The sequence below is a fragment of the Citricoccus sp. GCM10030269 genome (assembly GCF_042665635.1).
GTDB lineage: Bacteria > Actinomycetota > Actinomycetes > Actinomycetales > Micrococcaceae > Citricoccus.
Genome location: NZ_JBHTCV010000005.1, coordinates 377,926 through 403,324 on the forward strand (window position 1 = coordinate 377,926; position 25,399 = coordinate 403,324).

Here is a 25,399-nt window from a genome sequence, read left to right on the forward strand (position 1 = left end):
GTCATGAGCTCGCTTGGACTGCAGGCCACCGGAGACGCCCTCGCGGCGATCGACCGTCACGTTCCCGCACTGGTGGAGGATCAGTTCGCCAGCCGCCTGGCCGACCAGGACCACACGCTGTGGGGCCCGGACGCAGCAGAGGAGGCCGCCCAGCGACTCGGCTGGATGGACGTCTTCGAGGAGTCTCGGGAATTGATCCCGCAGATCGACGCGCTGCGTGCCGAGCTGCGAGACGAGGGCATCACGCGGGTGGTCCTCGCCGGGATGGGCGGCTCGTCGTTGGCGCCCGAGGTCATCGCCGCCACTGCCGGCAAGCCGATCACCGTGCTGGACTCCACGGACCCGGAGATGGTCGGCAACGCCCTGGCGGCCGGCGTCAAGGACACCGTGGTGGTCGTCTCCTCCAAGTCCGGCTCCACCGTGGAGACGGACTCTCAGCGCCGGCTCTTCGAACAGGCCTTCAGCGACGCCGGACTGGACCCGGCCGCCCATCTGGTGGTGGTGACCGACCCCGGGTCTCCGCTCGAACAGGTGGCGCGCGAGTCCGGCTACCGCCAGGTCTTCACGGCCGATCCGACCGTCGGCGGGCGATACTCAGCTCTGACAGCTTTCGGACTCGTCCCCACCGGTCTGGCCGGCGTGGACATCACGGCACTGCTCGACGATGCCGAAGAGACCCGTGAGGTGCTGGCCACGGACGATACCGACAACCCGGGCCTGCAGCTGGGCGCCGCCATGGCCGGAACCGCGCCGCTGCGCAACAAGCTGATCTTCTCCGATGAGGGTTCCGGCATGGTCGGTTTCGCCAGCTGGGCCGAGCAGCTGATCGCCGAGTCCACGGGCAAGAACGGCACCGGCGTGCTGCCCGTCGTGGTCAACGCCGGGGACCCCGAGACCAGCTCGGACGCCGCCGATCTGCTGCAGATCCGGTTGGTCGCGGACCCGGAGGATGATCCCCAGCCCGACGCCGGCTCGGGCACCGATCTCGATCCGGGCACCGGCACTGACGTCTCCAGCAGCACCGACTCCACGACCAGCACAGTCTCCACGACCAACACAGACCACGCGGTCGAGGTCTTCGGTTCCCTCGGGGCCCAACTGCTGCTGTGGGAGTTCGCCACCGCCGTGGCCGGGCGACTCCTCGGAATCAACCCCTTCGACCAGCCGGACGTCGAGGCCGCCAAGACAGCGACGCGGGGTCTGCTGGACGCCCAGCCGGAACCGACCGACCCCGATCTGATCATCGACGCGGTGGAGATCAGCGGACCGGCCGACATCGTGGGCGGGTCCGCTGGCTCGGAAGCCTCATCAGTCCGGCCGCAGGACGTGACGGAGGTGCTGGCCGCCGTCGGGCGTCTGATCCCGGACCACGGGTATCTGGCCATTCAGGCCTATCTGGACCGCCTCAGCTACCCCGAGCTGGAGGTCCTGCGGTCCCGGCTGGCCGAACAGTCCGGGCGTCCGGTCACCTTCGGCTGGGGACCACGCTTCCTGCACTCCACCGGGCAGTACCACAAGGGCGGCACTCCCGAGGGCGTGTTCCTGCAGATCACCGCCGACTCGGACGTCGATCTGGAGATCCCCGACCGGCCGTTCACCTTCGGACAGCTGCTCGCGGCCCAGGCCGCCGGCGACGCGTCCGTGCTCCGCGAGCTCGGCCGGCCGGTTATCCGGTTGCACCTGACCGAACGCTCCGACGGCATCGCCCAGTTGTTGAACGGCCTTCGTGGTGCTTGACGCGGCCGGCGCCAACCCGCTTCGCGATCCCCGGGACCGCCGGCTGACCCGGATCGCCGGGCCGTCCGCGCTGGTGTTGTTCGGCGTCACGGGCGATCTGGCCCGCAAGAAACTGCTGCCGGCGATCTACGACCTCGCCAACCGCGGACTGTTGCCGCCGGGGTTCTCGCTGATCGGCTTCGGCCGACGGGACTGGAGCGACGAGGAGTTCACCGACTACGTCCGGGCCTCGGTGGAGGCCTCGGCGCGAACGGGGTGGAACGACACCGTCTGGGGTCAGCTGCGCGGCGGCTTCCGCTTCGTCTCCGGCGGCTTCGATCACCCGGAGGCCTACGAGGACCTCAGCCAGACGCTGACCGAACTCGAATCCTCCCGAGGCACGGCCGGGAACACGGTCTACTATCTCTCCATCCCGCCCGACTGGTTCGAGGAGGTCAGCCAGCAGCTCGCCGATCACGGACTCGCCGGCCGCCACCTCGATCCGGGTACGCAGCCCTCTGCACCGTCGTCTTCTCAGCCCTCCCCGGCCCAGACCGGTGCCGCCGGCCGGCCCTGGCGGCGCGTGGTGATCGAGAAGCCGTTCGGCCATGACCTGGCCAGCGCCCGGGAACTCAACGACGTCATCGAGCAGGTGTTCGTGCCGGACGCGGTATTCCGCATCGACCACTACCTCGGCAAGGAGACGGTCCAGAACATCCTGGCGCTGCGGTTCGCCAACCGGCTGTTCGAACCGGTCTGGAACGCCAACCACGTGGACCACGTGCAGATCACCATGGCCGAGGACATCGGCATCGGCGGCCGCGCCGGGTACTACGACGGCGTGGGCGCGGCCCGGGACGTGATCCAGAATCACCTGCTCCAGCTGCTCGCCCTCACCGCGATGGAGGAACCGATCTCCTTCGACGCAGACCACCTGCGTACCGAGAAGGAGAAGGTGCTGGCCGCCGTCGAGGTTCCGTCCGATTTGGGGGCGGCCTCCGCGCGGGGTCAGTACACCGGCGGGTGGCAGGGCGGCGAGAAGGTCACCGGATTCCTGGACGAAGAGGGCTTCAACCCGGCGTCCACCACCGAGACCTTCGCCGCGCTCAAGCTGGGGATCCGGACCCGGCGGTGGGACGGGGTGCCGTTCTATCTCCGCGCCGGCAAACGACTGGGACGGCGGGTCACGGAGATCGCCGTGGTCCTCAAGCGCGCTCCCAACTTGCTCTTCCCCGGACACGGCGAGGACGAGTTCGGTCAGAACGCCATCGTCATCCGGGTGCAGCCGGACGAGGGGGTGACCATTCGGTTCGCCTCCAAGGTCCCCGGGACGCAACAGGAGGTCCGCGACGTCACGATGGACTTCGGCTACGGCCACGCCTTCACCGAGGACAGCCCCGAGGCCTATGAGCGTCTGATCCTGGACGTGCTGTTGGGCGAGCCGCCGTTGTTTCCCCGGCAGGCCGAGGTGGAGCTGTCCTGGTCCATCCTCGACCCCTTCGAGGAGTACTGGGCGTCCCTGCCCGGACAGCCGGAACCCTACGCGCCGGGCAGCTGGGGGCCGAAGAGCGCCGAAGACCTGTTGGGCCGTGACGGGCGCGTCTGGAGGAGACCCTGATGATCATCGACGTGCAGGACACCACCTCGTCCCAGCTCGCCAAGGAAATGAACCGGCTTCGTGAGGCCGGTGGAGTCGTGGCGTTGGGCCGCGTGCTCACCCTGATCATCTCGACGTCCGCCGAGTACGTCGAGAAGGCGATCCTCGCCGCCAATCTGGCCAGTCGGGAGCATCCCTGCCGGATTATCGTCATCGCCCCCGGTGACCCGGATGCGCCGACTCGGCTGGACGGCCAGATTCGCGTGGGCGGCGACGCCGGCGCCTCCGATGTGGTCGTGCTGCACGGCTCGGGATCCAACGCGGCCGAGTCCGAGTCCCTGATCGGGGCACTGTTGTTGCCGGACGCGCCCATCGTCGTGTGGTGGCCGCACGGTGCCCCCGAGGTCCCGGCCGAGTCGCCGCTGGGCCGGATCGCCCACCGCCGGATCACCGACACCGCCTCCGCGGCCGACCCGAAGCAGGCGCTGATGCATTTGCGGGAGTCCTACCGCGCCGGAGACACCGATCTCTCCTGGACCCGCCTGACCGGATGGCGCATCCAGATGGCGGCGATCCTCGACGGCCTGAATGCCGCCGACACCGTCTCGATCACCGTGGACGGGGCCGAGGACTCCCCCTCCACTATGCTGTTGGCCGCGTGGTTCACCCGACGAATGGGCATTCCGGTGACCATGGCACACTCCAAGGCCGGTCAGGGCATGCGGTCCGTGCGGTTGCGACGCCGGGACGGCGACGTGGTGCTCTCCCGGCCGATGGGTGACGTGGCTTCCCTCTATCAACACGGACGGCCGGTGCAGCACATCTCGCTGCCGCGCCGTAGCGATCAGGACTGCCTGGCCGAGGAACTCCGGCGGCTGGACCCGGACGAGGTGTTCGGCGACGTGCTCGTCAACGGTTTACCGTACACCGATTTGAGAGCGGTGGTGCCGAGTGAGCGCTGACCAGGAGCATCTCTTTCCGGACCAGGCGGCCCTGTGCACGGCGGCGGCCCGCGAACTGCTCACCGTGCTCGCCGAGGCCGTCCGGGACCGTGGCGTCGCCTCGGCGGTCCTGACCGGCGGAGGCACCGGGACGGGCATCCTCTCCGCGATGGCCACGCTGGCCGCGGAACAGTTGTCGACGGAACAGCGGTCCGGTCCTGACGACGAGGTCCCACTGCCGGACTGGTCTCGGGTCCATGTGTGGTGGGGCGACGAGCGATTCCTGGCTGCCGGGCATCCGGACCGCAATGAGGTCCAGGCCGACGCCGCCCTGTTGACGACGCTGATCAACGACCATGGCCTGCCGGAGGTCAATGTTCACCGCATGCCGGTCGCGGAGACGGGCCTGATGACGGAGGCGGCCGACACCTATGCCGCGGAACTGATCTGCCACACGCATGTCGACCCGGGTCCGGACCCACGGTTGCCGGTGTTCGACGTGGTGCTGCTCGGTCTCGGCCCGGACGGACACGTGGCCAGCCTGTTCCCTCACCATCCGGGACCGGAGGAGACCGGGGCGACGGTCATCGCCGTGGCCGACTCCCCCAAGCCGCCACCGCTGCGACTCTCGATGACGGCCGAAGCACTCAGCACGGCACGCCGGCTGTGGTTCGTGGTCGCGGGGGCAGACAAACAGGAAGCAGTGAGTGCCACGCGGGCGCTCCGGGCCGATCAGGGCATCGATCCGGTCAGATGGCCCGGTTCTGTGGTGTCAGGTCAACTGTCCACCACGTGGTGGCTGGACCAGGCTGCCGCCGGCGAGGGCTGAGGAAACTCGAGCCGGAGCTCAGAAGTCCTGCGAGAAGCGCATGATCAGGCCGAGGGCCACCACAATGGCTCCCCAGGTCACGCCGAGCGTCACCGTGAGGCGGTTGAGGTTCTTCTCCGCCACGCCGGAGGCACCCAGCGATGAGGTCACGCCGCCGCCGAACATGTCAGACATGCCGCCGCCGCGGCCCCGGTGCAGCAGGATCAGCAGAACCAACAGGACGCTGATGGCGGCCAGGGCGATCTGCAGGATGAGGGTCAGGACGTCCACGTCACTCTTTCCATTGGCGGTAGGCCGCACGCGGCCCGTGTCGATTCAGCCGGCCGATCAGCCGTCATCGGTCGGTCAGGAGATGCTGCTCGAACCTGACAATGCTAGCAAACTCGGACTCGTCCACGCTCGCCCCACCGACCAGGACGCCGTCGACATCCTTCTCCCGGAGGATGGAGGCCACATTGGAGGATTTCACGGATCCGCCGTACAGCAAGCGCAGCGAGGCCGCCGCCGAATCACTGTAGAGGCGGGCGAACTCGGCGCGCAGAGCCGAGCACATCTCCTGCGCGTCGGCCGGGCCGGCCACCTCACCCGTACCGATGGCCCAGACCGGCTCATAGGCCACGACCAGTCCGTCCACCTGCTCGGCCGTCAGGCCCTGCAGACCGGCCCGCAGTTGGTCCAGCGTGTGGTCAACGTGCTCACCGGCCTGCCGGACCTCCTGACCCTCGCCCACGCAGAACACGGGGGTGAGCTCGTGCCGGAGGGCCGCTTGAAGCTTGCGGTTCAGGACCTCATCGTCCTCTCCGTGCCGGGTCCGCCGCTCGGAGTGGCCGACGATGACGTACCCGCAGCCGAGTTTGGACAGGAAGCGTCCGGAGATCTCGCCCGTGAAGGCACCGGAGTCCTCCGTAGACAGGTCCTGTGCGCCGTAGGCCAGCGGCAGCCGGTCCCCGGCGACGAGCGTCTGCACGCTGCGCAGATCCGTGAACGGAGGGAAGACCGCGACCTCGATGCGCTCGAAATCGTGGTCCGCGTCGCTGAGGGTCCACCACAACTTCTGGACGAACGTGACGGCCTGCTGGTGGTCCAGGTTCATCTTCCAGTTGCCGGCGATCAGGGGCGTCCGGTCATAGACGCCGTTGGTCTGAGAGGTCATGATCAGGCACCGTTCCCTGGCTCAGTCGAAGCAGCGGAGTTCTCGAGCGCCTCGACGCCCGGCAGGGACTTGCCCTCCAGATACTCGAGGGAGGCGCCTCCGCCGGTGGAAATATGGCCGAACTGGGAGTCTTCGAAGCCGAGAGCTCGTACCGCCGCCGCAGAATCCCCGCCCCCGACGACGGTCAGTCCGGTGGACTCGGTCAGGGCCTCGGCCACGGTGCGGGTGCCGGCGGCGAAGGCCTCGAACTCGAAGACCCCCATGGGTCCGTTCCAGAACACCGTCTCGGCCTGGCGGATCTCCTCGCCGAATCTCACGCGCGTCTCCGGGCCGATGTCCAGGCCCAGCGCGTCGGCACCGTGGGTTCCGGTCGCCAGACCGTCCACGGGCCGTACCTCGTGTTCGGCGTCGGCGGCGAAGGCCGCGGCCATCACGATGTCGGTCGGCAGCACAATGCGGCAGCCGCCCGCCTCTGCTCGCTTCAGGTACTCGGTGACCACGGGGATCTGGTCCTCTTCGAGCAAGGAGGATCCGACGTCGTAGCCCTGTGCCTTGAGGAAGGTGAACAGCATGCCTCCCCCGATCAGCAGGGTGTCGGCACGGTCCATCAGGTTGTCGATGACGGCGAGCTTGTCGGAGACCTTGGAGCCGCCGAGCACCACGACGTAGGGCCGGTCCGGCTCCCCCGTCAGCCGGGACAACACGTCCAACTCCCGCGCGACCAGGCCACCCTGGTACCCCGGCAACAGCGCCGCGACGTCGTACACCGAGGCGTGCTTGCGATGTGCGGCCCCGAAGGCGTCGTTCACGAAGGCTCCGTTGTCGCCGGTCAACCCGGCCATCTCCGCGGCAAGGGCGGCCCGGTCTTCCTCGTCCTTGGCGGTCTCACGCGGATCGAACCGCACGTTCTCGAGCAGGAGGATTCCGCCGTCGGGCAGGTTGTCGGCCTTCTCGCGGGCCGCTGGGCCCGTGACGTCACCGGCGAGACGGACCTCTCGGTCAGCCAATTCCGCCATCCGCTCCGCGACGGGCCTCAGGGAGAACTCCGGGGTCACCTCACCCTTCGGCCGACCCAGGTGGGCCATCACGACCACCCGCGCGCCGGCGTCGGCCAGTGCGGTGATCACCGGCAGCGACGCGCGGATGCGGCCGTCATCGGTCACGGCACCGCCCTCCAGCGGCACGTTGAGGTCGGAGCGAACCAGCACGTGGCGTCCGGCCACTCCGGCCTCCAGCAGGTCGTCGAGGGTGTGAGCGGTCATGCGCGGTGCCTTTCAGATCGGGAGTGCAGGGTGATTCCGGTCAGAGCTTCGAGGCGACCAAGGAGGTCAGGTCCATCAACTGGCAGGTGAAGCCCCACTCATTGTCATACCAGCCGAGCACCTTGACCGTCGTGCCGATGGACTTGGTCAGCGGCGCATCGAAGGTGCAGGCCGCCGGGGAGGTGACGATGTCCGTGGAGGTGAGCGGATCCTCGTTGTACACCAACCGGCCGGCGAGTTCGGGCGTCTCGGACGCGGCCCGGAAAGCGGCGTTGACCTCCTCGATGGAGGCCTCCCGTTCCAGTTCCACCGTCAGGTCCGTGATGGAGCCGGTGATGACCGGGACGCGTATGGCGAAGCCGTCCAGCTTGCCCTGCAGTGCGGGGATTACCTCGCCAATGGCCTTGGCGGCCCCGGTCGACGTCGGGACCATGTTCTGCGCGGCGGCACGAGCTCGACGGCGGTCCTTGCGGTGCGGAGCATCATGCAGGTTCTGGTCCCCCGTGTAGGCATGGATGGTCGTCATGATGCCGTCGACGATGCCGAAGGACTCGTGCAGCACCTTGGCCATGGGCGCCAGGCAGTTGGTGGTGCAGGAGGCGCTGGAGATGATGTCCATGGTCGCCGGATCATACTGGTCGTCGTTGACGCCCATGACGAACGTTCCGGCCACACCCTTGCCGGGCGCGGAGACGATGACCTTCTTGGCCCCAGCCTCGAGGTGCTTGCGGGCCGCGTCGGCGTCGGTGAAATGTCCCGTGCACTCCAGGACGATGTCCACGCCCAACTCGCCCCACGGAAGCTGCGCCGGATCCTTCTCGGAGAGGACGGTGATGGACTTGCCGTTGGCCACCAGGTGACCGTCCACGAGCTCGATGTCATGGGCGTAGCGACCGAGAATCGTGTCGTACTTCACCAGGTAAAGGAGGTCCTCGGGGTCGGTCAGGTCGTTGACGGCCACGAGGTCCAGATCGTGACCCTGCTGCTCGATGACGCGAAGTGCGTTGCGGCCGATCCGGCCGAATCCATTGATGGCGATTGTGGTCACGGTAAAGCCTTTCGGTCGAGACACGAAGAGGGCCGACCGGCCGCAACGGCCGGCCGGCCCGCTATCGGGTCACCAGAATCAGGGAGTGACGAGCTTCGGGGCGCCGTTGCGGGCGGCCTCGAAGCGGGCGGCGACATCCGCCCAGTTGACGATGTTCCACACGGCCTTGACGTAGTCGGCCTTGACGTTCTGGTAGTCGAGGTAGAAGGCGTGCTCCCACATGTCCAGCTGGAACAGCGGGATGGTCGCGACCGGCACACCGTTCTGCTGGTCGTAGAACTGCTCGATGACCAGGTTGCCGGCGATGGGCTCGAAGGCCAACACGGCCCAGCCGGAGCCCTGGATGCCCAGCGCGGCGGCGGTGAAGTGCGCCTGGAACTGGTCGAAGGAACCGAAGTACTCGTCGATCGCCGCGGCCAGTTCGCCTTCGGGACGGTCGCCGCCGTCCGGGGACAGGTTCTTCCAGAAGATGGAGTGGTTGGTGTGGCCACCCAGGTTGAAGGCCAGATCCTTGGTGAACTGGTTGATCGTGGCGAAGTCGTTCGCCTCACGGGCACCGGCGAGCTTCTCGAGGGCGGTGTTCGCGCCCTTGACGTACGTGGCGTGGTGCTTGGAGTGGTGCAGCTCCATGATCTTCGCCGAAATGTGCGGCTCCAGAGCGCTGTAGTCGTAATCCAGTTCCGGCAGGGTGAATTCAGCCATGTTTCCTCCTCGATGGATGTTGGCCAGGGCCTGAATGACAGGCCCGTGGTGCGTGGTCCCCGTGAGGGGCCCTCATGACCCATCCTAGGCACGAGTGCGGGGCGATTGGCCACCCATTGCGCTGAGAGCCACATTGGATGCGGCAGGGAATTCAGTCAGCGAATTCAGTCAGCCTCTCGGCCGGACTCCGGAGGCAGTGCCGAGTCGGTGCCCGGCAGGCCCTCTTCGGCGGCCTTCTTGTCTGCCATGGCCAGCAGCCGACGGATCCGTCCGGCGATGGCGTCCTTGGTCATCGGCGGATCGGCGAGCCGCCCGAGCTCGTCCAGCGAGGCCTGCTTCCGTTCCACGCGCAGTTGGCCGGCGTATCGCAGGTGCTCCGGAACATCGTCGCCGAGGATCTCCAGTGCCCGTTCAACGCGGGCCCCAGCGGCGACGGCGGCCTGTGCCGAGCGTCGCAGGTTGGCGTCATCGAAGTTGGCCAGCCGGTTGGCCGTGGCCCGGACCTCTTTGCGGGTGCGTCGTTCCTCCCAGACCAGCACGGTGTCGTGAGCGCCCATGCGGGCCAGCAGGGCGGAGATGGCGTCACCGTCGCGGATCACCACACGGTCGACCCCGCGGACCTCGCGGGCCTTCGCGGCAATGCCGAGCCTCCGGGCGGCCCCGACGAGCGCCAGCGCGGCCTCGGAGCCCGGGCAGGTCACCTCCAGGGACGACGAACGCCCCGGCTCGGTCAGGGAACCGTGCGCCAGGAAGGCACCCCGCCAGACGGACTCGGCATCGGCTACGGAACCGTTGACGATCATCGGCGGCAATCCCCGCACGGGACGTCCGCGCACATCCAGCAGTCCGGTCTGACGAGCCAGGGACTCGCCGTCACGGATCACCCGGATGACGTACCGCTTGCCCTTGCGCAGGTTGCCGCCGGAGACGACGATGATCTCGCTGCCATGGCCGTAGACCTCCGCGATGGCGGTTCGCAATCGGCGGGCGGTAGCGGCCTGGTCGAGCTCGGCCTCGATGACGATTCGCCCGGAGATGATGTGCAGTCCCCCGGCGAAGCGCAACATGGCCGAGACCTCGGCTTTCCGTTGAGAAGAGCCTTTGACCTCGTGATGAGCCAGTTCCTCTTTCACCGCCGCAGTCAACGCCATGGCTGGTTGCCTCACATCTTTCGTTTGGTACTCGTGGAGCCCCGGCCGCTGGGGTTGGGGCGATGCCGATGACCGTATCAGGAGCTCTTGAAGGCCTCCTGAAAGGCCAGGGCCAGACGCAGTGGGTCGTGGATGGGGGTCCCGGAATCGGCACCAACCTTACTAAACAGAACTGAGGCCCCCAGCCGCTCGGCCGCGTCCTCGAAGCCGCGACGGTCCTGGATCGCGCTCGGATCGGCGATGACGACGTCGAGTCGCAGTTCGGGAGCATGGTGGTGGATCGCCTCCAGATGGTCGGCGGCGTTCATCCCGCTGGTCTCCGAGGTGTCCGTGGTGAGGTTCATCACCAGCGCCCGGCGGGCGGGAGTGCGGACCAAGGCCTCGCGCATCTCCGGCAACAGCAGATGAGGTAGCACGGAGGTGTACCAGGAGCCGGGACCGAGCACGATCCAGTCCGAGAGTTCGATGGCCTCCAAGGACTCTTCGCAGGCCGGGGCGTCCTCCGGCTCCAGTCGGATCTGGGAGACGCGGCTGTTTTTGCCCGCCGCCGCCAGCGACGACTGTCCCGTGATGGTCTTCCGGACCAGCTCTCCGCCGGCGTTCTCGCTCAGCACGGCGCCGGAGATGGTCAACGGCGTGGTGGACATCGGCAGCACCTGCCCGCGGGCGCCGAGCAGGGCCCCGGCCCAGCGCAGTCCGCCGACCGGGTCCCCCAGGAGCTCCCAGAGGGCGACGATGAGCAGATTGCCCAGCGCATGCTGGTCCAACGTCCCCTCGGTGCCGTCCTTGGAGGTGAAGCGGTGCTGCATGACGTCGCGCCAGGTCCTCCCCCAGTCGGTGTCGTCACACAACGCGGCCAGGGCCATCCGCAGGTCTCCGGGTGGCAGCACGTCCATCTCTCGGCGAATGCGGCCGGAGGAACCGCCGTCGTCGGCCACGGTGACCACTGCGGTGAGCTCGCCGGCGATGAGTCGCAGCGCACGTAAGGTGGCCGAGAGTCCGTGACCACCGCCCAGGGCACTGACCCGCAGGGTGGGATCGTACGTTCCCGAGGGTTGGCCCGCCGACGGAAGAGAGCTCGGGGCCAAGGGCAACTGTCCCGTGAGGTGTGTGCTCATCGGCTCATTCCCGGCCCAGATCGCGGTGCTGGACGTTGACGGAGACCCGGGGTTGCTGACGGAGCCGGCGACCGAGTTCCTCCGCCATGGCGACCGAGCGGTGCTTGCCGCCGGTGCATCCGATGGCGAACGTGGCGTAGTGTTTGTTCTCGCGGCGATATCCGTCCAGGACCGGCAGCAGCGCCTCGACGTAGCGATCGACGAAGACGTCGGCTCCCTCTTGCTTCAGGACGAACTCCGAGACCTCGGTGTCCTGCCCGGTGAAGGGCCGCAATTCGGGCACCCAGTGCGGGTTCGGCAGGAAGCGGGCGTCCGCCATGAAATTCGCGTCCTGCGGCAGGCCGTATTTGAAGCCGAAGCTCATCACGTTCAGGCGCAGCACGATCGGCCCGGAGTCAGTGAACAGCCCGGTGATGGTCGTGGCCAGCGAGTGGACGTTCTTCGAGGAGGTGTCCACCACCACCTCGGCCTCGTCTTTCAGATCCTTCAGCAGCAGTCGCTCCGCGGCGATGCCGTCCGGGATCCGGCCCGATCCCTGCAGCGGGTGCGGCCGGCGAGCCGACTCGAATCGGCGCAGCAACAGTTCATCGCTGGCGTCCAGGAACAGGACGCGGTAGTTCACTCCTTGGGCCCGCAACTGACCCAGGGCATCCTGGATGTCTTTGAACAGTTCCTTGGAGCGCACGTCCACCACGAGCGCCAGGCGAGGGATGGCTTCCGGAGAGCGACCGACGAGGTCGGCCAGGGTGCCGAACAGCTGTGGGGGGATGTTCTCGACCACGTACCAGCCGTGATCCTCCAGGGCATGAGCTGCCGTGGTGCGCCCGGCTCCTGACATGCCGGTGATGATCAGGACCTCGGAGGTGGGCGGTTTCACCGGAATCAGTCCGTCGGTCGGTCCATCGCTCATGCCTCCAGACTACCCAGACTCCGGTCCGGACTGACCTGCTAGTCGAGGATCTCGCCCGTGGTCAGATTGACGCCGTGCTCGGGAGTCGCATCCGATGCTGTGTTCTGGTCTGCATCCGGTGCTGGGTCTGCAGCCTCGTCAGGATGCAGTGCGGCGTACACGGTGGCGGCGAGGGCGGGGCCGATACCCGGGGCCTCCTGCAGCTGCTCGGGTCCAGCCGCTGTGATGCGCTTGACCGAGCCGAAGTGCTTGAGCAGGGCCTTCTGCTTGGCCGGGCCGAGACCGGCGATGCCGTCCAGCGCCGAGGCGGTCATCGACTTGCCCCGCTTCTGCCGATGGAAGGAGATGGCGAAGCGGTGGGACTCATCGCGGATCCGCTGGAGCATGTACAGCCCCTGTGAGGCACGGGGAAGCACGAGCGGGAACTCCTCCCCCGGCAGCCAGAGTTCCTCAAGCCGCTTCGCCAGTCCGACGACGGGAAGATCTGTGATACCGAGATCGGCCAGAGCCTGGGCGGCCGAGGCCACCTGGGGCGGGCCGCCGTCGACCACCACCAGGGACGGCGGATACGCGAAACGGCGGGCAGACGAGTCGGTCTGGTCCGCGCTGCCGTCCTCTGTGGCCGACTCTGCTGCCGGGTCTGCCGGGACCTCGCCACTGGTCAGGGTGCCGTTGCGCTCCTGGTCCTCCAGATAGTGCCGGAATCGGCGAGTGAGGACGTTGCGCATGGCCGCCGTGTCATCGCGGGCGGCCTCGCCGGTCACACTGAACTTGCGGTAGTCGGACTTCTTCGGGAGCCCGTCCTCGACCACCACCATGGAGCCGACCACGTTCGTTCCGGAGACATGGGAAATGTCATAGCACTCGATCCGCAGCAGCGGCTCGGGCAGTTCCAGCGCCTCCTGGAGTTCACGCAGCGCCGCGGAGCGGGTGGTCAGGTCACCGGAACGCCGTGTCTTGTGCACGCGCAGGGCCTGGTCCGCATTCTCCTTGACGGTCTCCATGAGCGACCGCTTGTCCCCCCGCTGCGGCACGCGCAGGCTCACCTGACTTCCGCGCAGACCGGACAACAGCAGGGCCACCTGATCGGCGTTCTCCGGAAGCACCGGCACCAGGATCTCCCTGGGAATCCGGCTGGTGTCCTCCAGGGAGCCGTACACCTGCTCGAGCAACTGCTCCACCATGGTGGCGCCGGAGACGTCCTCGACCTTCTCCACGACCCAGCCGCGCTGCCCGCGGATGCGCCCCTCACGCACGTGGAACACCTGGACCGCCGCTTCGAGCTCGTCCTCGGAGAAGGCGAAGACGTCCGCCTCGGTGTTCTCCGAGAGCACCACCGCGTTGCGCTCGAACACCCGCTTCAGGGCGGCGATGTCATCGCGGCGGCGCGCCGCGTCCTCGTAGCGCAGGTCCGCGACCGCCTCGTTCATCTGCTGCTCCAGGCGGCGAATGTACTTCTGGGCGTCGCCGGCCATGAAGTCACAGAAATCCTGAGCGAGCTGGCGGTGATCCTCGGCGTCGATCCTCCCGACGCACGGTGCCGCGCACTTGTCGATGTACCCCATCAGGCACGGCCGGCCGGAGAGTTCGGCGCGGCGGAACACTCCGACGGAGCAGGTCCGGACCGGGAAGACGCGGAGCATGAGGTCCACGGTCTCGCGGATGGCCTTGGCGGGGTGGAAGGGGCCGAAGTACTTCACGCCCTTGCGCTTGTCCCCGCGCATCACCTGCACCCGCGGATACTTCTCGTTCATGGTGACCGCGAGGTAGGGGTAGGACTTGTCATCGCGGTACATGATGTTGAACCGCGGGGTGTACTGCTTGATCCAGGTGTATTCGAGCTGCAGCGCCTCCAGCTCGGAGCCGACGACGGTCCATTCCACCGAGGCGGCCGTGAAGACCATGGTCCGCGTCTTGGGGTGCAGACCGTGCGGGTCCTGGAAATAGGACGCGAGCCGGGACCGCAGATTCTTGGCCTTGCCCACATAGATGACGCGACCGTCGGGATCGCGGAATCGATAAACGCCCGGAGAGGTGGGAACCTCCCCTTGCTTCGGCCGGTAACTGGCCGGATCAGCCATGATGCATCAATCCTGAACGGGAGGCGGTGTCTGTCCTGACGATCCGCCGGTCACGGGAACGTTGTAGGTGCCAGCCCGTTCCTGACCGGACAGGGCGGCGATCGCGTTCATCACCTCAGCGGTGGCTTCCCGGCGCGGGGGCAGCGGATGTCTGCGCCCGAGGTGTTCGAACTGCAGGGGTTCACCAATGCTCAGGGTGAAATGGTGCGGGGTGACGCGATTCGTGCCGGGCGGCTGGAGACGTTCTGTCCCGCGCAGACCGACCGGGACCACCGGCGCACCCGTGGTCAGCGCCAGCCACCCGACGCCGGTCCGTCCCTTGTACAGCCGGCCGTCCCGGCTACGCGTGCCCTCCGGGTAGATGCCCACACCGGCACCGGCCTCGATGCGTTCGACCAGTTGGTCCAACGCCGCCACCGACGCCGCCTTCTCATCTCGGTGGACCGGAATGGAGCCGACGGACTCGAAGAAGCGCTTCATCGCCCGCCCTTTGAGTCCCGGCTGGGCGAAGTACTCCGCTTTGGCGAAAAAGTGCACCATGCGGGGAAAGACGGCCTGCAGAATGACCGAATCGAGGAACGAGAGGTGGTTGCTGGCCACGATGAACCCACCGGAGGCCGGAACGTTCTCCAGGCCTGTGACGGTCGGCCGACACGAGACCCTCACCAGGGCGCGGAATCCCGCCCGCACGGCCTCGTTCGTCGCCATGTCCGTCCCTTCAGCGTCTGTCAGCTGCCTGTCAGCCACCGGTCCAGCGTGACTGTGGCGCCTGGCCCGCCGAAGCGGACCGGACCCATCATAGTGCCCGGCCAGAGCAGGCCTTCGAGTCCTCAGGCCGAGCCGGCACTGAGGAGAGGGTCCCGTTGCCCGCCCAACAGCCGCCGGCAGAGGTCGGGCAGCTCGTCGGCGCTCGCGCACAGGGCGGTCGCCCCGGCTGCCGTCAGCTCGGACTGGTCCCCGAAGCCCCAGAGCACACCGATGCTCGGAAGCCCATGATGAGCCGCGCCGTCGATGTCGAAATGCCGGTCCCCCACCATGATCGCCCGGCCCGGATTCCCGACGGCGGCCAGGGCCTCCGACATCGCCTGCACCTTGGTGCCGTACGGGGGCAACGGCGCCGTCTCGTCATCGTTCGAGCCGCAGATGGCCACGAAGTGGTGGTCCAGTTGCTGGACGCGCAGCAGTTCCCGGGCCAGCGAGACGGGCTTCGACGTGGCGATGACCAGCTGATGGTCACGCCTCAGGTCCGTGAGGGCGTCTTCGATCCCGGGATAGATCACGCTGGCGGCCATCCCGTGCTGGCGGTATCTGGACCGGTAGTCGCGGACGATGTCCGGCAGGTTCTCCTCGGTGACCCCGTCCAGGGTCCGCAGCCCCTCGCGCAGTGGTGGACCGACCAGGCCACGAAGCCGCTCCGGAGAAGGCACCGGAAGACCATGGCCCTCCAGGGCCGCGGCGATGCCTCCGGTGATCGCTCCGGCCGGATCGACAAGCGTGCCGTCTAGGTCGAGCAGTACCGCCGGCATGTCATCTGTGTGGTCCGAACCGAGCGTCACAGAACCTCCGCGAGGAACCGCCCCGTGTGACTGGCCGGATTCCGGGCGACGTCCTCCGGGGTTCCGGTGGCCACGATCGTGCCACCGCCCGAGCCGCCCTCGGGACCGAGGTCGATCACGTGGTCGGCGGACTTGATGACGTCCAGATTGTGCTCGATGGTGATGACCGTGTTGCCTTTGTCCACCAGGGACTGCAGGACCCCGAGCAGTTTGCGGATGTCCTCGAAGTGCAGACCCGTGGTCGGCTCGTCCAGCACATACACGGTGCGGCCATTGGAGCGCTTCTGCAGCTCGGCGGCCAATTTGACGCGCTGTGCCTCGCCTCCGGACAGAGTGGTGGCCGGCTGTCCGAGCTTGACGTAACCCAGACCGACGTCCACCAGAGTCGTCAGGTAGCGGGAGATCTTGGTGTAGGCCGAGAAGAACTCCGCGGCCTCCTCGATCGGCATGGCCAGCACTTCGGCGATGTTTTTGCCCTTGTACTGCACCTCGAGCGTCTCGCGGTTGTACCGCGCGCCGTGGCACACCTCGCAGGGAACGTAGATGTCCGGCAGGAAGTTCATCTCGATCTTCAGCGTGCCGTCGCCCGAACAGGCCTCGCAGCGGCCGCCCTTGATGTTGAACGAGAAACGGCCGGGCTGATAACCGCGAACCTTGGCTTCCTGAGTGTCGGCGAACAGCTTGCGGATGGTGTCGAAGACGCCCGTGTAGGTGGCCGGATTGGACCGAGGCGTGCGCCCGATCGGGCTCTGGTCCACGTGCACCACCTTGTCCAGGTGCTCCAGTCCGTTGACCCGCTTGTGCCGCCCGGGGACGTTCTTGGCGTTGTTGAGCTGATTCGCCAGGACCTTGTAGAGGATCTCGTTGACGAGCGTGGACTTGCCCGAACCGGAAACCCCGGTGATCGCGGTGAACACCCCCAACGGGAAGTCGGCCGAGACGTTGCGGAGATTGTTCTCTCGAGCCCCGATGACGCTGACCTGCCTCTTCTCGTCCACCGGTCGGCGCTGGGCTGGAACAGCGATCTCGCGGCGGCCGGCCAGGTAGTCTCCGGTCAGCGACCGCTCATTCGACTTCAGCCCCTCGAGCGAGCCGGAATGGACCACCTCACCACCGTGTTCCCCGGCGCGCGGCCCGATGTCCACGATCCAGTCGGCCTCGGAGATGGTGTCCTGATCGTGTTCGACGACGATGAGGGTGTTGCCGAGATCGCGCAGCCGAAGCAAGGTCTCGATGAGCCGTCGGTTGTCCCGCTGGTGCAGGCCGATGGAGGGCTCGTCCAAGACGTACAGCACGCCGACGAGACCCGAGCCGATCTGCGTGGCCAACCGGATGCGCTGGGCCTCTCCGCCGGACAAGGTGCCGGCAGGACGCTCCAGGTTGAGGTAGTCGAGGCCAACGTCCAGCATGAAGTGCAGACGGGCCAGGATCTCCTTCAAGACCTGGTCGGCGATCTGCCATTCCCGGTCCGTCAGGTTCAGTTGCTCCAGGAAATCGATGGCCTCCTGCATCGGCAGGTTGGCGGCCTGCGCGATCGACTTCCCGCCGACCGTGACGGACAGCGAGGTGGGGTTCAACCGCGCCCCTTGGCAGGCGGCGCAGGGAATCTGCCGCATATAGGACTCATAGCGGTCGCGGGCGAAGTCCGATTCCGTCTCGAGGTGTTTGCGGTGGATGTAGTCGATGACGCCTTCGAAACCGGTGGTGTAGCGGCGTTCGCGACCGAAGCGGTTGCGGTAGGACACCTCCACCTTGAAGTCCTTGCCGTACAGCACCGCATGTCGCGCAGCCTCCGGCAGGTCCTTCCACGGGGTGTCCATGCTGAATCCGAGCTCACCGGCCAGCCCGGAGAGCAGGCGCTGCCAGTACTGTGAGGTCGACTTGCCGATCGCCCACGGCGCCACGGCCCCCTCGCCCAGCGACTTGTCGTGGTCCGGGACCACGAGGTCCTCGTCCACCTCCAGCTTGGTGCCGATGCCCGTGCAGACCGAGCAGGCACCGAAGGGATTGTTGAAGGAGAAGGACCGTGGCTCGATCTCGTCGATGGAGAGCTGGTGTCCGTTGGGGCAGGACAGCTTCTCGGAGAAGGAGCGGAACTTCGGGGTTCCGTCGGCGTCCACTGCGTCCCATTCGCCGGCGTTGGCTTTGGCCGGGTCCACCGTCGCGTCCACGTCGACGAAGTCGATGACCACGAGCCCGTCGGCCAGCTTGAGCGCCGTCTCGACCGAGTCGGTGAGCCGCTGTCGGATGCCCTCCTTCATGGCCAGGCGATCGACCACCACGGCGATCGTGTGCTTGACCTGCTTCTTGAGCTTCGGCGGATCGGAGAGCTGGATTTGTTCGCCGTCCACGATGGCCCGGGAGAAACCCTGGGTGGCGAGGTGGGAGAAGACGTCGACGAACTCGCCCTTGCGACCTCGGGCGACGGGCGCGAGCACCTGGAACCGGGTCTTCGCGGGCAGCTCGCCCAACTGGTCCACGATCTGCTGCGGCGACTGCTTGCTCGCCGGCTCGCCGCACTCGGGGCAGTGCGGAATCCCGATCCGCGCCCAGAGCAGGCGCATGTAGTCGTAGACCTCGGTGATAGTTCCGACGGTCGACCGCGGATTCCGGTTGGTCGACTTCTGATCGATCGACACGGCCGGCGACAGGCCCTCGATGAAGTCCACCGACGGCTTGTCCACGCGACCCAGGAACATGCGCGCGTAGGACGAGAGGGATTCGACGTAGCGGCGCTGGCCCTCGGCGAAGATCGTGTCGAACGCCAACGAGGACTTGCCCGAGCCGGACAGTCCGGTGAAAACGACGAGCGCGTCCCGCGGAATGTCCAGGTCCACGTTCTTCAGATTGTGTTCGCGCGCGCCCTTGACGACGATCCGGTCCGGATCATGGCGGTGGGCGCTGCCGTGGGGTCCGGAGGCCAGCCCACGGGCGGAGGTGGACGGCACCGTGTCGGAAGGGGGAATCGTCAGGGAATCTGGCACGGCTTCCACTGTATTCCAGTCTCCCTTCGAAAACATCTTCGAATCTTCGGCTCAGAGCGAATTGCTGCTCGCCCGCCACTCGTCAGCCGCTCGCTGGCCCCCATCGCTGGCCCCCATCAGGACGATGTCGGAAAGACCGCCTCGAGCTGCCGGGTCGCCTCGCGCCGGCCGAAACCCAGCGTGCAGGCCACCTCCGCATAGGCCGCTGCAGCGGCCGCGAGCTGCGCGCCCGCGGTGTCATTGCTCTGGGCCACCACGGTCCCCAACCGGGGGCGGGCCTTCACGACGGCGGCCTGCTCCAGTTCCTTGTACGCCCGCGCCACGGTGTTCGCCGAGACCCCCAGGGCCACCGCCAGCGCCCGGACCGTGGGCAGCTTGGTGCCGACAGGCAGGCGATTGCGGTGGATCAGATCCAGCAACCCGGTTCGCACCTGTTCATAGGGCGGCACCGTACTGCTCCCGTTGATGGCCAGATGCTTCGCCAGCCAGTCAGGCACCGCCGCTTTCGCCGTTGTCGTCTTCGCGGCTGTCTTCGCTGTCTTCGCTGCAGTGGAGCCTGTGGTCTTGGTCGTAGCGGGCTGGTCCCGTGCTCCCATGCGTCCCCGTTTCGCACGTCATCCCGTTGATTCCCGTCTCCGGCCACCTTACCGAAGGAGGTCGACGAGAGCACGTGATCCCAGGGTCATGATCCGATGGCCCTGTTCATCATCCCGCTTGCCCCACTGCTGGTCTACGTCCCTAGACTATGGCCCATGCCTTCTTCCACCTCCCCCATCCGGTTGCTGCACAACTTGCCCCGGGTGACCGTTCGCCACCGATCGGTGTCAGAAATGGCGAACAACGTCTACGTCATCACGTCGAAGACGTCCGGGACCCAGGTGCTGATCGATGCCGCCGACGACGCCCCCGCCGTGGCGGAGCTGCTGGAGTCGGCGAAGGAAGACACCCCCTGCGAACTCAAGTTGGCGGTGATCATCACCACCCACCAGCACTGGGACCACATCCGCGCCCTCGCCGACGTCATGGAGTCCACCAGTGCGCCCACGGCGGCGGGAGCCGCTGATGCGGACGCCATCGAGCAGGAGACCGGGGTCGCCGCCAAGGTCCTGCTGAACCATGGGGACACGGCGACCTTCGACGGGATCTCCCTGGCCGTCGTCGGGCTCCGGGGGCATACTCCGGGATCCGTGGCGCTGGTGTACGAACCCGAGGACGGTCCGCCGCTGTGCTTCTCCGGTGACAGCCTGTTCCCCGGCGGAGTCGGCAACACGCAGCAGGATCCGGAGCGGTTCGACTCCTTGTTCACCGACGTCGTGGAGCGGATCTTCGAGCAGTACCCGGACGACATGATCGTTCATCCGGGCCACGGCGAGGGCACCACGCTCGGCACCGAGCGGCCGCACCTGGAGGAGTGGCGCCAGCGCGGCTGGTAGAGATCCAGAGAAGGTCCAGAACCGCAGAGGTTCAGATGCTCGGAGCCAGCCCCTTCTTCACGCCGACCACGAAGATCCGGCGGAACGGATAGTCCGTCAGGAACACTCCGTCCGGGGTCGAGAACCGTGGATACGCCTCGCGCATGATTCGGCGGTATTCCTCCACATACTGATCCAGCAGGTTTGTCCCATCGCGCCGGTCGGCGGCTTCGAGGCGTTGCAAGGACGGTCGCAAGGCGGCCCCTCGCACCCAGTCATAGACCGGGTTCTCCCCGGAGAGCGTCTGGCTGTAGGTGGTTTCCCACACGTCCGGTTCGAAGCCGGCCGTCACGAGCGTCTCCAGATACTCGTCGGTCGTATAGACCGACTCCCGGTCGGTCACTCCTTCAAGCACGTGGGCGTACTCGGGCCGCCGGGACAGCTCGGCGATCGTCGCGTGGGACGGGGCCGCGAAGTTGCCCGGGACCTGGACGGCGAACCACGCACCGGGTCGAAGGGCCTCCAGCCAGTCGGCCACCAGCCGACGATGGTCCGGGATCCACTGCAGCATGGCGTTGGAGACGAGCACATCCACCTCGGGCTCGGGGCTCCAGCGCTGGGCGTCCACCTGGGCGAACTCCAGATTCGACGGCGCTCCACTGCCCGCGGCCGACTGCTGAGCCGTCGCCACCATGTCCGCTGAGGAGTCCAATCCCCTCACCCGGGCCCCGGGCCACCGCTCGGCCAGGGTTCTCGTCATGTTCCCTGGACCGCAGCCGAGATCGACGACCAGCTTCGGATCGGTGGCACGGACGCGGGCCGTGAGGTCGTGGAACGGTCGGGCGCGCCGATCGGCATACACGGTGTACTGCTGGGGATCCCAGGTGAAGTCCTGCATACCCTCACGCTAGCCCGTCCGGTGGGCCACGTAAGCTGGTCGTAATGTTGCTCTCCGACCTGATTCCCGGCCTGGCTTCTGCCGACTCGCCCTCCAACAAGCCCGCCTTGTCGCCCGAGGGCGTCTACGAGGCGTTCGTCGAATGGGTCCAGTCCAGGGGCCTCACCCTGTACCCCGCTCAGGACGAGGCGGTCATGGAACTCGTCGAGGGAAACAACGTCATTCTCTCGACGCCGACCGGCTCGGGGAAGTCGATGGTCGCCATCGCGGCGCATTTCCACGCGCTCGCGACGAATCAGCGGACCTACTACACGGCGCCCATCAAGGCCCTGGTCTCGGAGAAGTTCTTCGCCCTGGTGGACATCTTCGGGGCGGATCACGTCGGCATGGTCACGGGCGACTCGTCGATCAACGGTGATGCGCCGATCATCTGCTGCACGGCCGAGATCCTGGCCAACCAGGCCCTGCGCGAGGGCGCCGGCCTGGACGTGGGTCCGGTGGTCATGGACGAGTTCCACTTCTACGCCGACCCTCAGCGCGGTTGGGCGTGGCAGGTCCCCCTGTTGGAGTTGCCCCAGGCCCAGTTCCTGCTGATGAGCGCCACCCTGGGAGACACCACGCGCTTCGAGGAGGATCTCACCGCGCGCACCGGCCGGACGACCACCACGGTGGCCCACGCGGAGCGCCCCATTCCGCTGAACTTTGAATGGTCGGAGGAATCGGTCCAGGACAAGGTGGCCGAGCTGGTGGAGACCCGGCAGGCCCCGGTCTACGTGGTGCATTTCTCACAGTTGGATGCCGTCGAGCGCGCCCAGGCGCTCTCCTCCGTAGCGGTGGCCAGCCGCGCGGAGAAGGACGCCATTGCCGAGCGGATCGCCGGCTTCTCCTTCTCCTCCGGATTCGGCAAGACCCTCAACCGATTGATCCGCTCCGGGATCGGGGTCCATCACGCCGGCATGCTGCCGAAGTACCGGCGCCTCGTCGAGCGGCTCGCTCAGGAGGGGCTGCTCAAGGTCATCTGTGGCACGGACACCCTTGGCGTGGGCATCAACGTCCCGATTCGCACGGTGCTCATCACCGCCTTGAGCAAGTACGACGGTGAACGAACCCGGATCCTGCACGCGCGCGAGTTCCATCAGATCGCCGGACGCGCCGGCCGGGCGGGGTACGACACCTCGGGGCTCGTCGTGGTGCAGGCGCCGGAACACGTGATCGAGAACGCCAAGGCGCAGCAGAAGGCCGCCGCCAAGTTCGCGAACATCAAAGACGAGGCCGAACGCAGCAAGCGGATGAAGCAGTCCACGAAATCGTCCCCCAAGAAGACTCCGCCGAAGGGTTTCGTCTCCTGGGGAAAGGCCACCTTCGAGAGGCTGGTGTCCGCTCAACCCGAGGTGATGACCAGCCGTCTACGGATCAGCCACTCCATGCTGCTCAACATCCTGGATCGACCTGGCGACCCCGTGATCGCCGTGCGCCGGATGCTGCGCAACAGCCATGAGTCCCCCGCCCGGCAGGCGGCTCTGATGCGCCGTGCGCTGGGAATCTTCCGCGAACTGCTGGCCACCGGCGTGGTGGAACGCCTGCCCGAACCTGACGCCGAAGGCCGCACGGTCGATCTCACGGTGGACTTACAAGCCAACTTCGCGCTCAATCAGCCGCTCTCGCCGTTTGCCCTGGCGGCCTTCGAGCTCCTGGATCCGGCCGATCCCAGCTACGCCCTGGACATGGTCTCCATCGTCGAGGCGACCCTGGAGCCGCCACGGCAGGTCCTGTCCGCACAGGTGAAGAAAGCCCGCACCGAGGCCATGGCCGCGATGAAGGCCGAGGGCATGGACTACACGGACCGGATGAACGCCCTCGATGAGGTCACTCACCCGCAGCCGCTCGCCGAGTTGCTCGAGCAGCAGTTCGAGCTCTACCGGACGTCCGCACCCTGGCTCAACGATTTCGAGCTGAGCCCGAAATCCGTGGTGCGGGACATGTACGAACGCGCCATGGGCTTCGGGGACTACGTCAACTTCTACGGACTGTCCCGCTCCGAGGGCGTGCTGCTGCGCTACCTGACCGATGCGGTGAAGGCGCTGAAGCAGACCATTCCCCAGGACAACCGAGACGATGAACTGGATGTCCTGATGGCCTGGCTGGATGAGATCGTCAAGCAGACGGACTCCTCGTTGCTGGAGGAGTGGGAGGACCTGCTCGCGGGAGATATCGAAGAACTGAAGAAGGACCACGAACAGCTGGCACCGCCCGAGCCACCACGGCTCACCGCCAACCGCCCGGTCTTCACCGTCATGGTCCGCAACGCCATGTTCCGTCGCGTCCGACTGTTCGGCGACGAGCAGGAGCGCGCGCTGGCCGAGATGGGTCAGGAAGCCGGGGACCGCTTCACCGCCGACGACTGGGCCGACGCCCTCGACGGCTACTTCGGCGACTACGACGACATCGACGACGGACCGGCCGCGCGCGGACCCCAGTACTTCCGCGTGGACACCTCACCGACCTCCTCGCCGAACAGCTCATCAGGCACCGGGCCCGACGGCGGCGCGCCAGAAGGCGTCACCGGTTCCCGCTGGTGGACGGTCCGGCAAGTGCTGGTCGATCCCGAGGGACATCTCGATTGGGGCATCAATGCCGTCGTCGATCTGGACGCCTCGGACGAGGCCGCCCATCCGGTGATCCTGGTGGTCTCCGTGGGGCCACCGGAACCCGGATGGGCGGTCTGACAGGGTTTAAAGCGTCGGACCCTGGTTGTTGACGATCGTGTGGGAGATCGTCGGCACGTCTCGGCCCTCGGACTGGGCCGAGGCCAACCGGGTTTCGTGGGCGGTTCGGATGATCTCCGAGTAGCGCTCCTTGTGCTCGATCAGGCCCTCCCGCAGTCGCGGAGGGACCTCTTCGGCGCGGTGGGTCCACGTGTCCATGAGTTCTTCGGCCTTGCGGCGGTCCTCCGCCGGGGCGTTGGGGTCGAGCTTGGTGTAGCGGTGGGAGTACTTCTCCGCGTTCTGCAACGCCACCAGGGCACGGCCCTTGGGGCTGGCCAGGGACGCCACCACCGTCACGATCAGGATGGCGACAATCACCAGCAGGGAGACTCCCGTATCGATCTCGGCGACCGGCACGTTCTCGCCACCGTTGACGAAGGGCAGATTGTTCTCGTGCAGCGCATGCAGGACCAGCTTGACACCGATAAAGCCGAGGACGGCTGCGAGGCCATAGGCCAGATACACCAGGCGGTCCAGCAGGCCGTCGATGAGGAAGAACAGCTGCCGCAGGCCCATCAGGGAGAACGCGGTGGCGGTGAAGACGATGTACGGATCCTGTGTCAGGCCGAAGATCGCCGGAATGGAGTCGAAGGCGAAGAGGATGTCCGTGGCGCCGATCGCCACCATGACCAGCAGCATCGGCGTCATCAGACGCTTGCCGTTGACCCGGGTGAAGAGCCGGTCCCGATCGTACTGATCCGACGCCGGGAGGACTCTCTTCGCGAGACGGACCATCACATTGTCCGCTTCGTCCTTGTTCTCTTCCGACCCGGTCATCTCGCCCCTGAGCTGCTGACCGGCGATCAGCAGCAGGAAGATGCCGAAGAGGTAGAAGACGTCCGACCACAGCTCGATGATGGCGGCCCCGAGCAGAATGAAGGCGGTGCGCGAGATCAGCGCGAAGGTGATGCCGAACAGCAGGACCTTCTGCTGGTAATCACGGGGCACCTTGAAGGAGGCCATGATCACGAGGAAGACAAACAGGTTGTCCACGCTCAAGGCCTTCTCGGTGAGGTAGCCCGAGTAATACTCGATCGCGTGCCGGGTGTCCCCGAAAACGAAGAACACCAAACCGAAGACCAGGGCGAAGCCGACATAGACGGCCGACCAGATGGCCGCTTCCTTGATCGTCGGCGTGTGGGCCTTGCGGACGTGGAAGAAGTAGTCGAACAGCAACAGTGCGACGATCACGGCCAGGGTGATCGTCCACGTCAAGGCGTTGATTTCCATGCGGTCACTTTCCGTGGGTTGGGTATGAGCCGCAAGTCTCTCCGCC

The 25,399-nt window shown here is 66.9% G+C and carries 21 protein-coding genes; 6 read left to right on the plus strand and 15 right to left on the minus strand.

Annotated elements, in window-relative coordinates; all coding sequences use genetic code 11:
- The first annotated feature begins 3 nt into the window (after positions 1–3).
- From ACFQQD_RS08890 to pgl, 4 genes are read left to right on the plus strand one after another with little or no spacing between them, the layout of a single operon-like run.
- Positions 4–1,737 (plus strand): glucose-6-phosphate isomerase, encoded by a 1,734-nt coding sequence (locus ACFQQD_RS08890; RefSeq protein WP_378088420.1) that lies wholly within the window; start codon positions 4–6, stop codon positions 1,735–1,737.
- Positions 1,727–3,334 (plus strand): glucose-6-phosphate dehydrogenase, encoded by a 1,608-nt coding sequence (gene zwf / locus ACFQQD_RS08895; RefSeq protein ID WP_378088422.1) that lies wholly within the window; start codon positions 1,727–1,729, stop codon positions 3,332–3,334. The genes ACFQQD_RS08890 and zwf overlap by 11 nt, the downstream gene beginning before the upstream one ends.
- Positions 3,334–4,275, plus strand: a complete 942-nt coding sequence (locus tag ACFQQD_RS08900) for a glucose-6-phosphate dehydrogenase assembly protein OpcA (RefSeq protein ID WP_378088424.1) — start codon at positions 3,334–3,336, stop codon at positions 4,273–4,275. Before zwf ends, ACFQQD_RS08900 begins: the two co-directional genes overlap by 1 nt.
- Positions 4,265–5,083, plus strand: coding sequence for a 6-phosphogluconolactonase (pgl, locus tag ACFQQD_RS08905; protein ID WP_378088426.1), 819 nt, complete (start codon positions 4,265–4,267; stop codon positions 5,081–5,083). The genes ACFQQD_RS08900 and pgl overlap by 11 nt, the downstream gene beginning before the upstream one ends.
- 18 nt (positions 5,084–5,101) lie before the next feature.
- Here the strand turns inward: pgl and secG are convergent, their stop codons facing one another.
- From secG to ACFQQD_RS08970, 13 genes are all read right to left on the minus strand, one after another.
- Positions 5,102–5,353, minus strand: coding sequence for a preprotein translocase subunit SecG (gene secG, locus ACFQQD_RS08910; RefSeq protein ID WP_378088428.1), 252 nt, complete (start codon positions 5,351–5,353; stop codon positions 5,102–5,104).
- A gap of 64 nt (positions 5,354–5,417) precedes the next feature.
- On the minus strand, positions 5,418–6,236 hold the full coding sequence (gene tpiA / locus ACFQQD_RS08915; protein WP_378088430.1) for a triose-phosphate isomerase: 819 nt from the start codon (positions 6,234–6,236) through the stop codon (positions 5,418–5,420).
- 2 nt (positions 6,237–6,238) lie between these two features.
- Entirely contained in the window at positions 6,239–7,498 is a 1,260-nt protein-coding gene (locus ACFQQD_RS08920; RefSeq protein ID WP_378088432.1) for a phosphoglycerate kinase, read from the minus strand.
- Positions 7,499–7,538: 40 nt separating this feature from the next.
- The gene (gene gap, locus ACFQQD_RS08925) at positions 7,539–8,546 is read right to left on the minus strand and encodes a type I glyceraldehyde-3-phosphate dehydrogenase (RefSeq protein WP_378088435.1); all 1,008 of its coding nucleotides are present in this window, start codon (positions 8,544–8,546) and stop codon (positions 7,539–7,541) included.
- A gap of 78 nt (positions 8,547–8,624) precedes the next feature.
- Positions 8,625–9,248, minus strand: a complete 624-nt coding sequence (locus ACFQQD_RS08930) for a superoxide dismutase (protein ID WP_378088437.1) — start codon at positions 9,246–9,248, stop codon at positions 8,625–8,627.
- 164 nt (positions 9,249–9,412) lie between these two features.
- A complete protein-coding gene (gene whiA / locus ACFQQD_RS08935; RefSeq protein WP_378088439.1) occupies positions 9,413–10,399 on the minus strand; it encodes a DNA-binding protein WhiA in 987 nt (328 codons plus the stop codon).
- 77 nt (positions 10,400–10,476) lie between these two features.
- Entirely contained in the window at positions 10,477–11,517 is a 1,041-nt protein-coding gene (yvcK, locus tag ACFQQD_RS08940) for a uridine diphosphate-N-acetylglucosamine-binding protein YvcK (RefSeq protein WP_378088441.1), read from the minus strand.
- Between the two features lie 4 nt (positions 11,518–11,521).
- Positions 11,522–12,427 (minus strand): RNase adapter RapZ, encoded by a 906-nt coding sequence (gene rapZ, locus ACFQQD_RS08945; protein WP_378088443.1) that lies wholly within the window; start codon positions 12,425–12,427, stop codon positions 11,522–11,524.
- Between the two features lie 38 nt (positions 12,428–12,465).
- Positions 12,466–14,508, minus strand: a complete 2,043-nt coding sequence (gene uvrC, locus ACFQQD_RS08950; RefSeq protein WP_378088445.1) for an excinuclease ABC subunit UvrC — start codon at positions 14,506–14,508, stop codon at positions 12,466–12,468.
- 6 nt (positions 14,509–14,514) lie between these two features.
- On the minus strand, positions 14,515–15,216 hold the full coding sequence (locus tag ACFQQD_RS08955; protein ID WP_378088447.1) for a lysophospholipid acyltransferase family protein: 702 nt from the start codon (positions 15,214–15,216) through the stop codon (positions 14,515–14,517).
- A gap of 122 nt (positions 15,217–15,338) precedes the next feature.
- On the minus strand, positions 15,339–16,064 hold the full coding sequence (locus tag ACFQQD_RS08960; protein ID WP_378088449.1) for an HAD hydrolase-like protein: 726 nt from the start codon (positions 16,062–16,064) through the stop codon (positions 15,339–15,341).
- Positions 16,061–19,084, minus strand: a complete 3,024-nt coding sequence (gene uvrA / locus ACFQQD_RS08965) for an excinuclease ABC subunit UvrA (protein WP_378088451.1) — start codon at positions 19,082–19,084, stop codon at positions 16,061–16,063. Before uvrA ends, ACFQQD_RS08960 begins: the two co-directional genes overlap by 4 nt.
- Before the next feature lie 80 nt (positions 19,085–19,164).
- Positions 19,165–19,545 carry a GntR family transcriptional regulator gene (locus tag ACFQQD_RS08970; RefSeq protein ID WP_378088453.1) on the minus strand — a complete coding sequence of 127 codons (381 nt, stop codon included), beginning with the start codon at positions 19,543–19,545 and terminating at the stop codon, positions 19,165–19,167.
- A 255-nt stretch (positions 19,546–19,800) separates the two neighbouring features.
- Here ACFQQD_RS08970 and ACFQQD_RS08975 point away from each other — a divergent pair, with 255 nt between their 5' ends.
- Entirely contained in the window at positions 19,801–20,481 is a 681-nt protein-coding gene (locus ACFQQD_RS08975) for an MBL fold metallo-hydrolase (protein ID WP_378088455.1), read from the plus strand.
- Between the two features lie 31 nt (positions 20,482–20,512).
- Here the strand turns inward: ACFQQD_RS08975 and ACFQQD_RS08980 are convergent, their stop codons facing one another.
- A complete protein-coding gene (locus tag ACFQQD_RS08980; protein ID WP_378088457.1) occupies positions 20,513–21,358 on the minus strand; it encodes a methyltransferase domain-containing protein in 846 nt (281 codons plus the stop codon).
- 44 nt (positions 21,359–21,402) lie between these two features.
- Between ACFQQD_RS08980 and ACFQQD_RS08985 the strand changes: the two genes are divergently transcribed.
- The gene (locus ACFQQD_RS08985) at positions 21,403–24,084 is read left to right on the plus strand and encodes a DEAD/DEAH box helicase (RefSeq protein WP_378088459.1); all 2,682 of its coding nucleotides are present in this window, start codon (positions 21,403–21,405) and stop codon (positions 24,082–24,084) included.
- Between the two features lie 6 nt (positions 24,085–24,090).
- Here ACFQQD_RS08985 and ACFQQD_RS08990 read toward each other — a convergent pair whose 3' ends face one another.
- The gene (locus ACFQQD_RS08990; protein ID WP_378088461.1) at positions 24,091–25,353 is read right to left on the minus strand and encodes a TerC family protein; all 1,263 of its coding nucleotides are present in this window, start codon (positions 25,351–25,353) and stop codon (positions 24,091–24,093) included.
- Positions 25,354–25,399 lie beyond the last annotated feature (46 nt).

Coding starts and splice junctions, on each gene's coding strand:
- ACFQQD_RS08890 (WP_378088420.1), top strand. CDS start 4: ATGAGCTCGCTTGGACTGCAGGCCACCGGAGACGCCCTCGCGGCGATC.
- ACFQQD_RS08900 (WP_378088424.1), top strand. CDS start 3,334: ATGATCATCGACGTGCAGGACACCACCTCGTCCCAGCTCGCCAAGGAA.
- tpiA (WP_378088430.1), bottom strand. CDS start 6,236: ATGACCTCTCAGACCAACGGCGTCTATGACCGGACGCCCCTGATCGCC.
- ACFQQD_RS08920 (WP_378088432.1), bottom strand. CDS start 7,498: ATGACCGCTCACACCCTCGACGACCTGCTGGAGGCCGGAGTGGCCGGA.
- ACFQQD_RS08930 (WP_378088437.1), bottom strand. CDS start 9,248: ATGGCTGAATTCACCCTGCCGGAACTGGATTACGACTACAGCGCTCTG.
- whiA (WP_378088439.1), bottom strand. CDS start 10,399: ATGGCGTTGACTGCGGCGGTGAAAGAGGAACTGGCTCATCACGAGGTC.
- yvcK (WP_378088441.1), bottom strand. CDS start 11,517: ATGAGCACACACCTCACGGGACAGTTGCCCTTGGCCCCGAGCTCTCTT.
- rapZ (WP_378088443.1), bottom strand. CDS start 12,427: ATGAGCGATGGACCGACCGACGGACTGATTCCGGTGAAACCGCCCACC.
- uvrC (WP_378088445.1), bottom strand. CDS start 14,508: ATGGCTGATCCGGCCAGTTACCGGCCGAAGCAAGGGGAGGTTCCCACC.
- ACFQQD_RS08955 (WP_378088447.1), bottom strand. CDS start 15,216: ATGGCGACGAACGAGGCCGTGCGGGCGGGATTCCGCGCCCTGGTGAGG.
- uvrA (WP_378088451.1), bottom strand. CDS start 19,084: ATGTTTTCGAAGGGAGACTGGAATACAGTGGAAGCCGTGCCAGATTCC.
- ACFQQD_RS08975 (WP_378088455.1), top strand. CDS start 19,801: ATGCCTTCTTCCACCTCCCCCATCCGGTTGCTGCACAACTTGCCCCGG.
- ACFQQD_RS08980 (WP_378088457.1), bottom strand. CDS start 21,358: ATGCAGGACTTCACCTGGGATCCCCAGCAGTACACCGTGTATGCCGAT.
- ACFQQD_RS08985 (WP_378088459.1), top strand. CDS start 21,403: ATGTTGCTCTCCGACCTGATTCCCGGCCTGGCTTCTGCCGACTCGCCC.
- ACFQQD_RS08990 (WP_378088461.1), bottom strand. CDS start 25,353: ATGGAAATCAACGCCTTGACGTGGACGATCACCCTGGCCGTGATCGTC.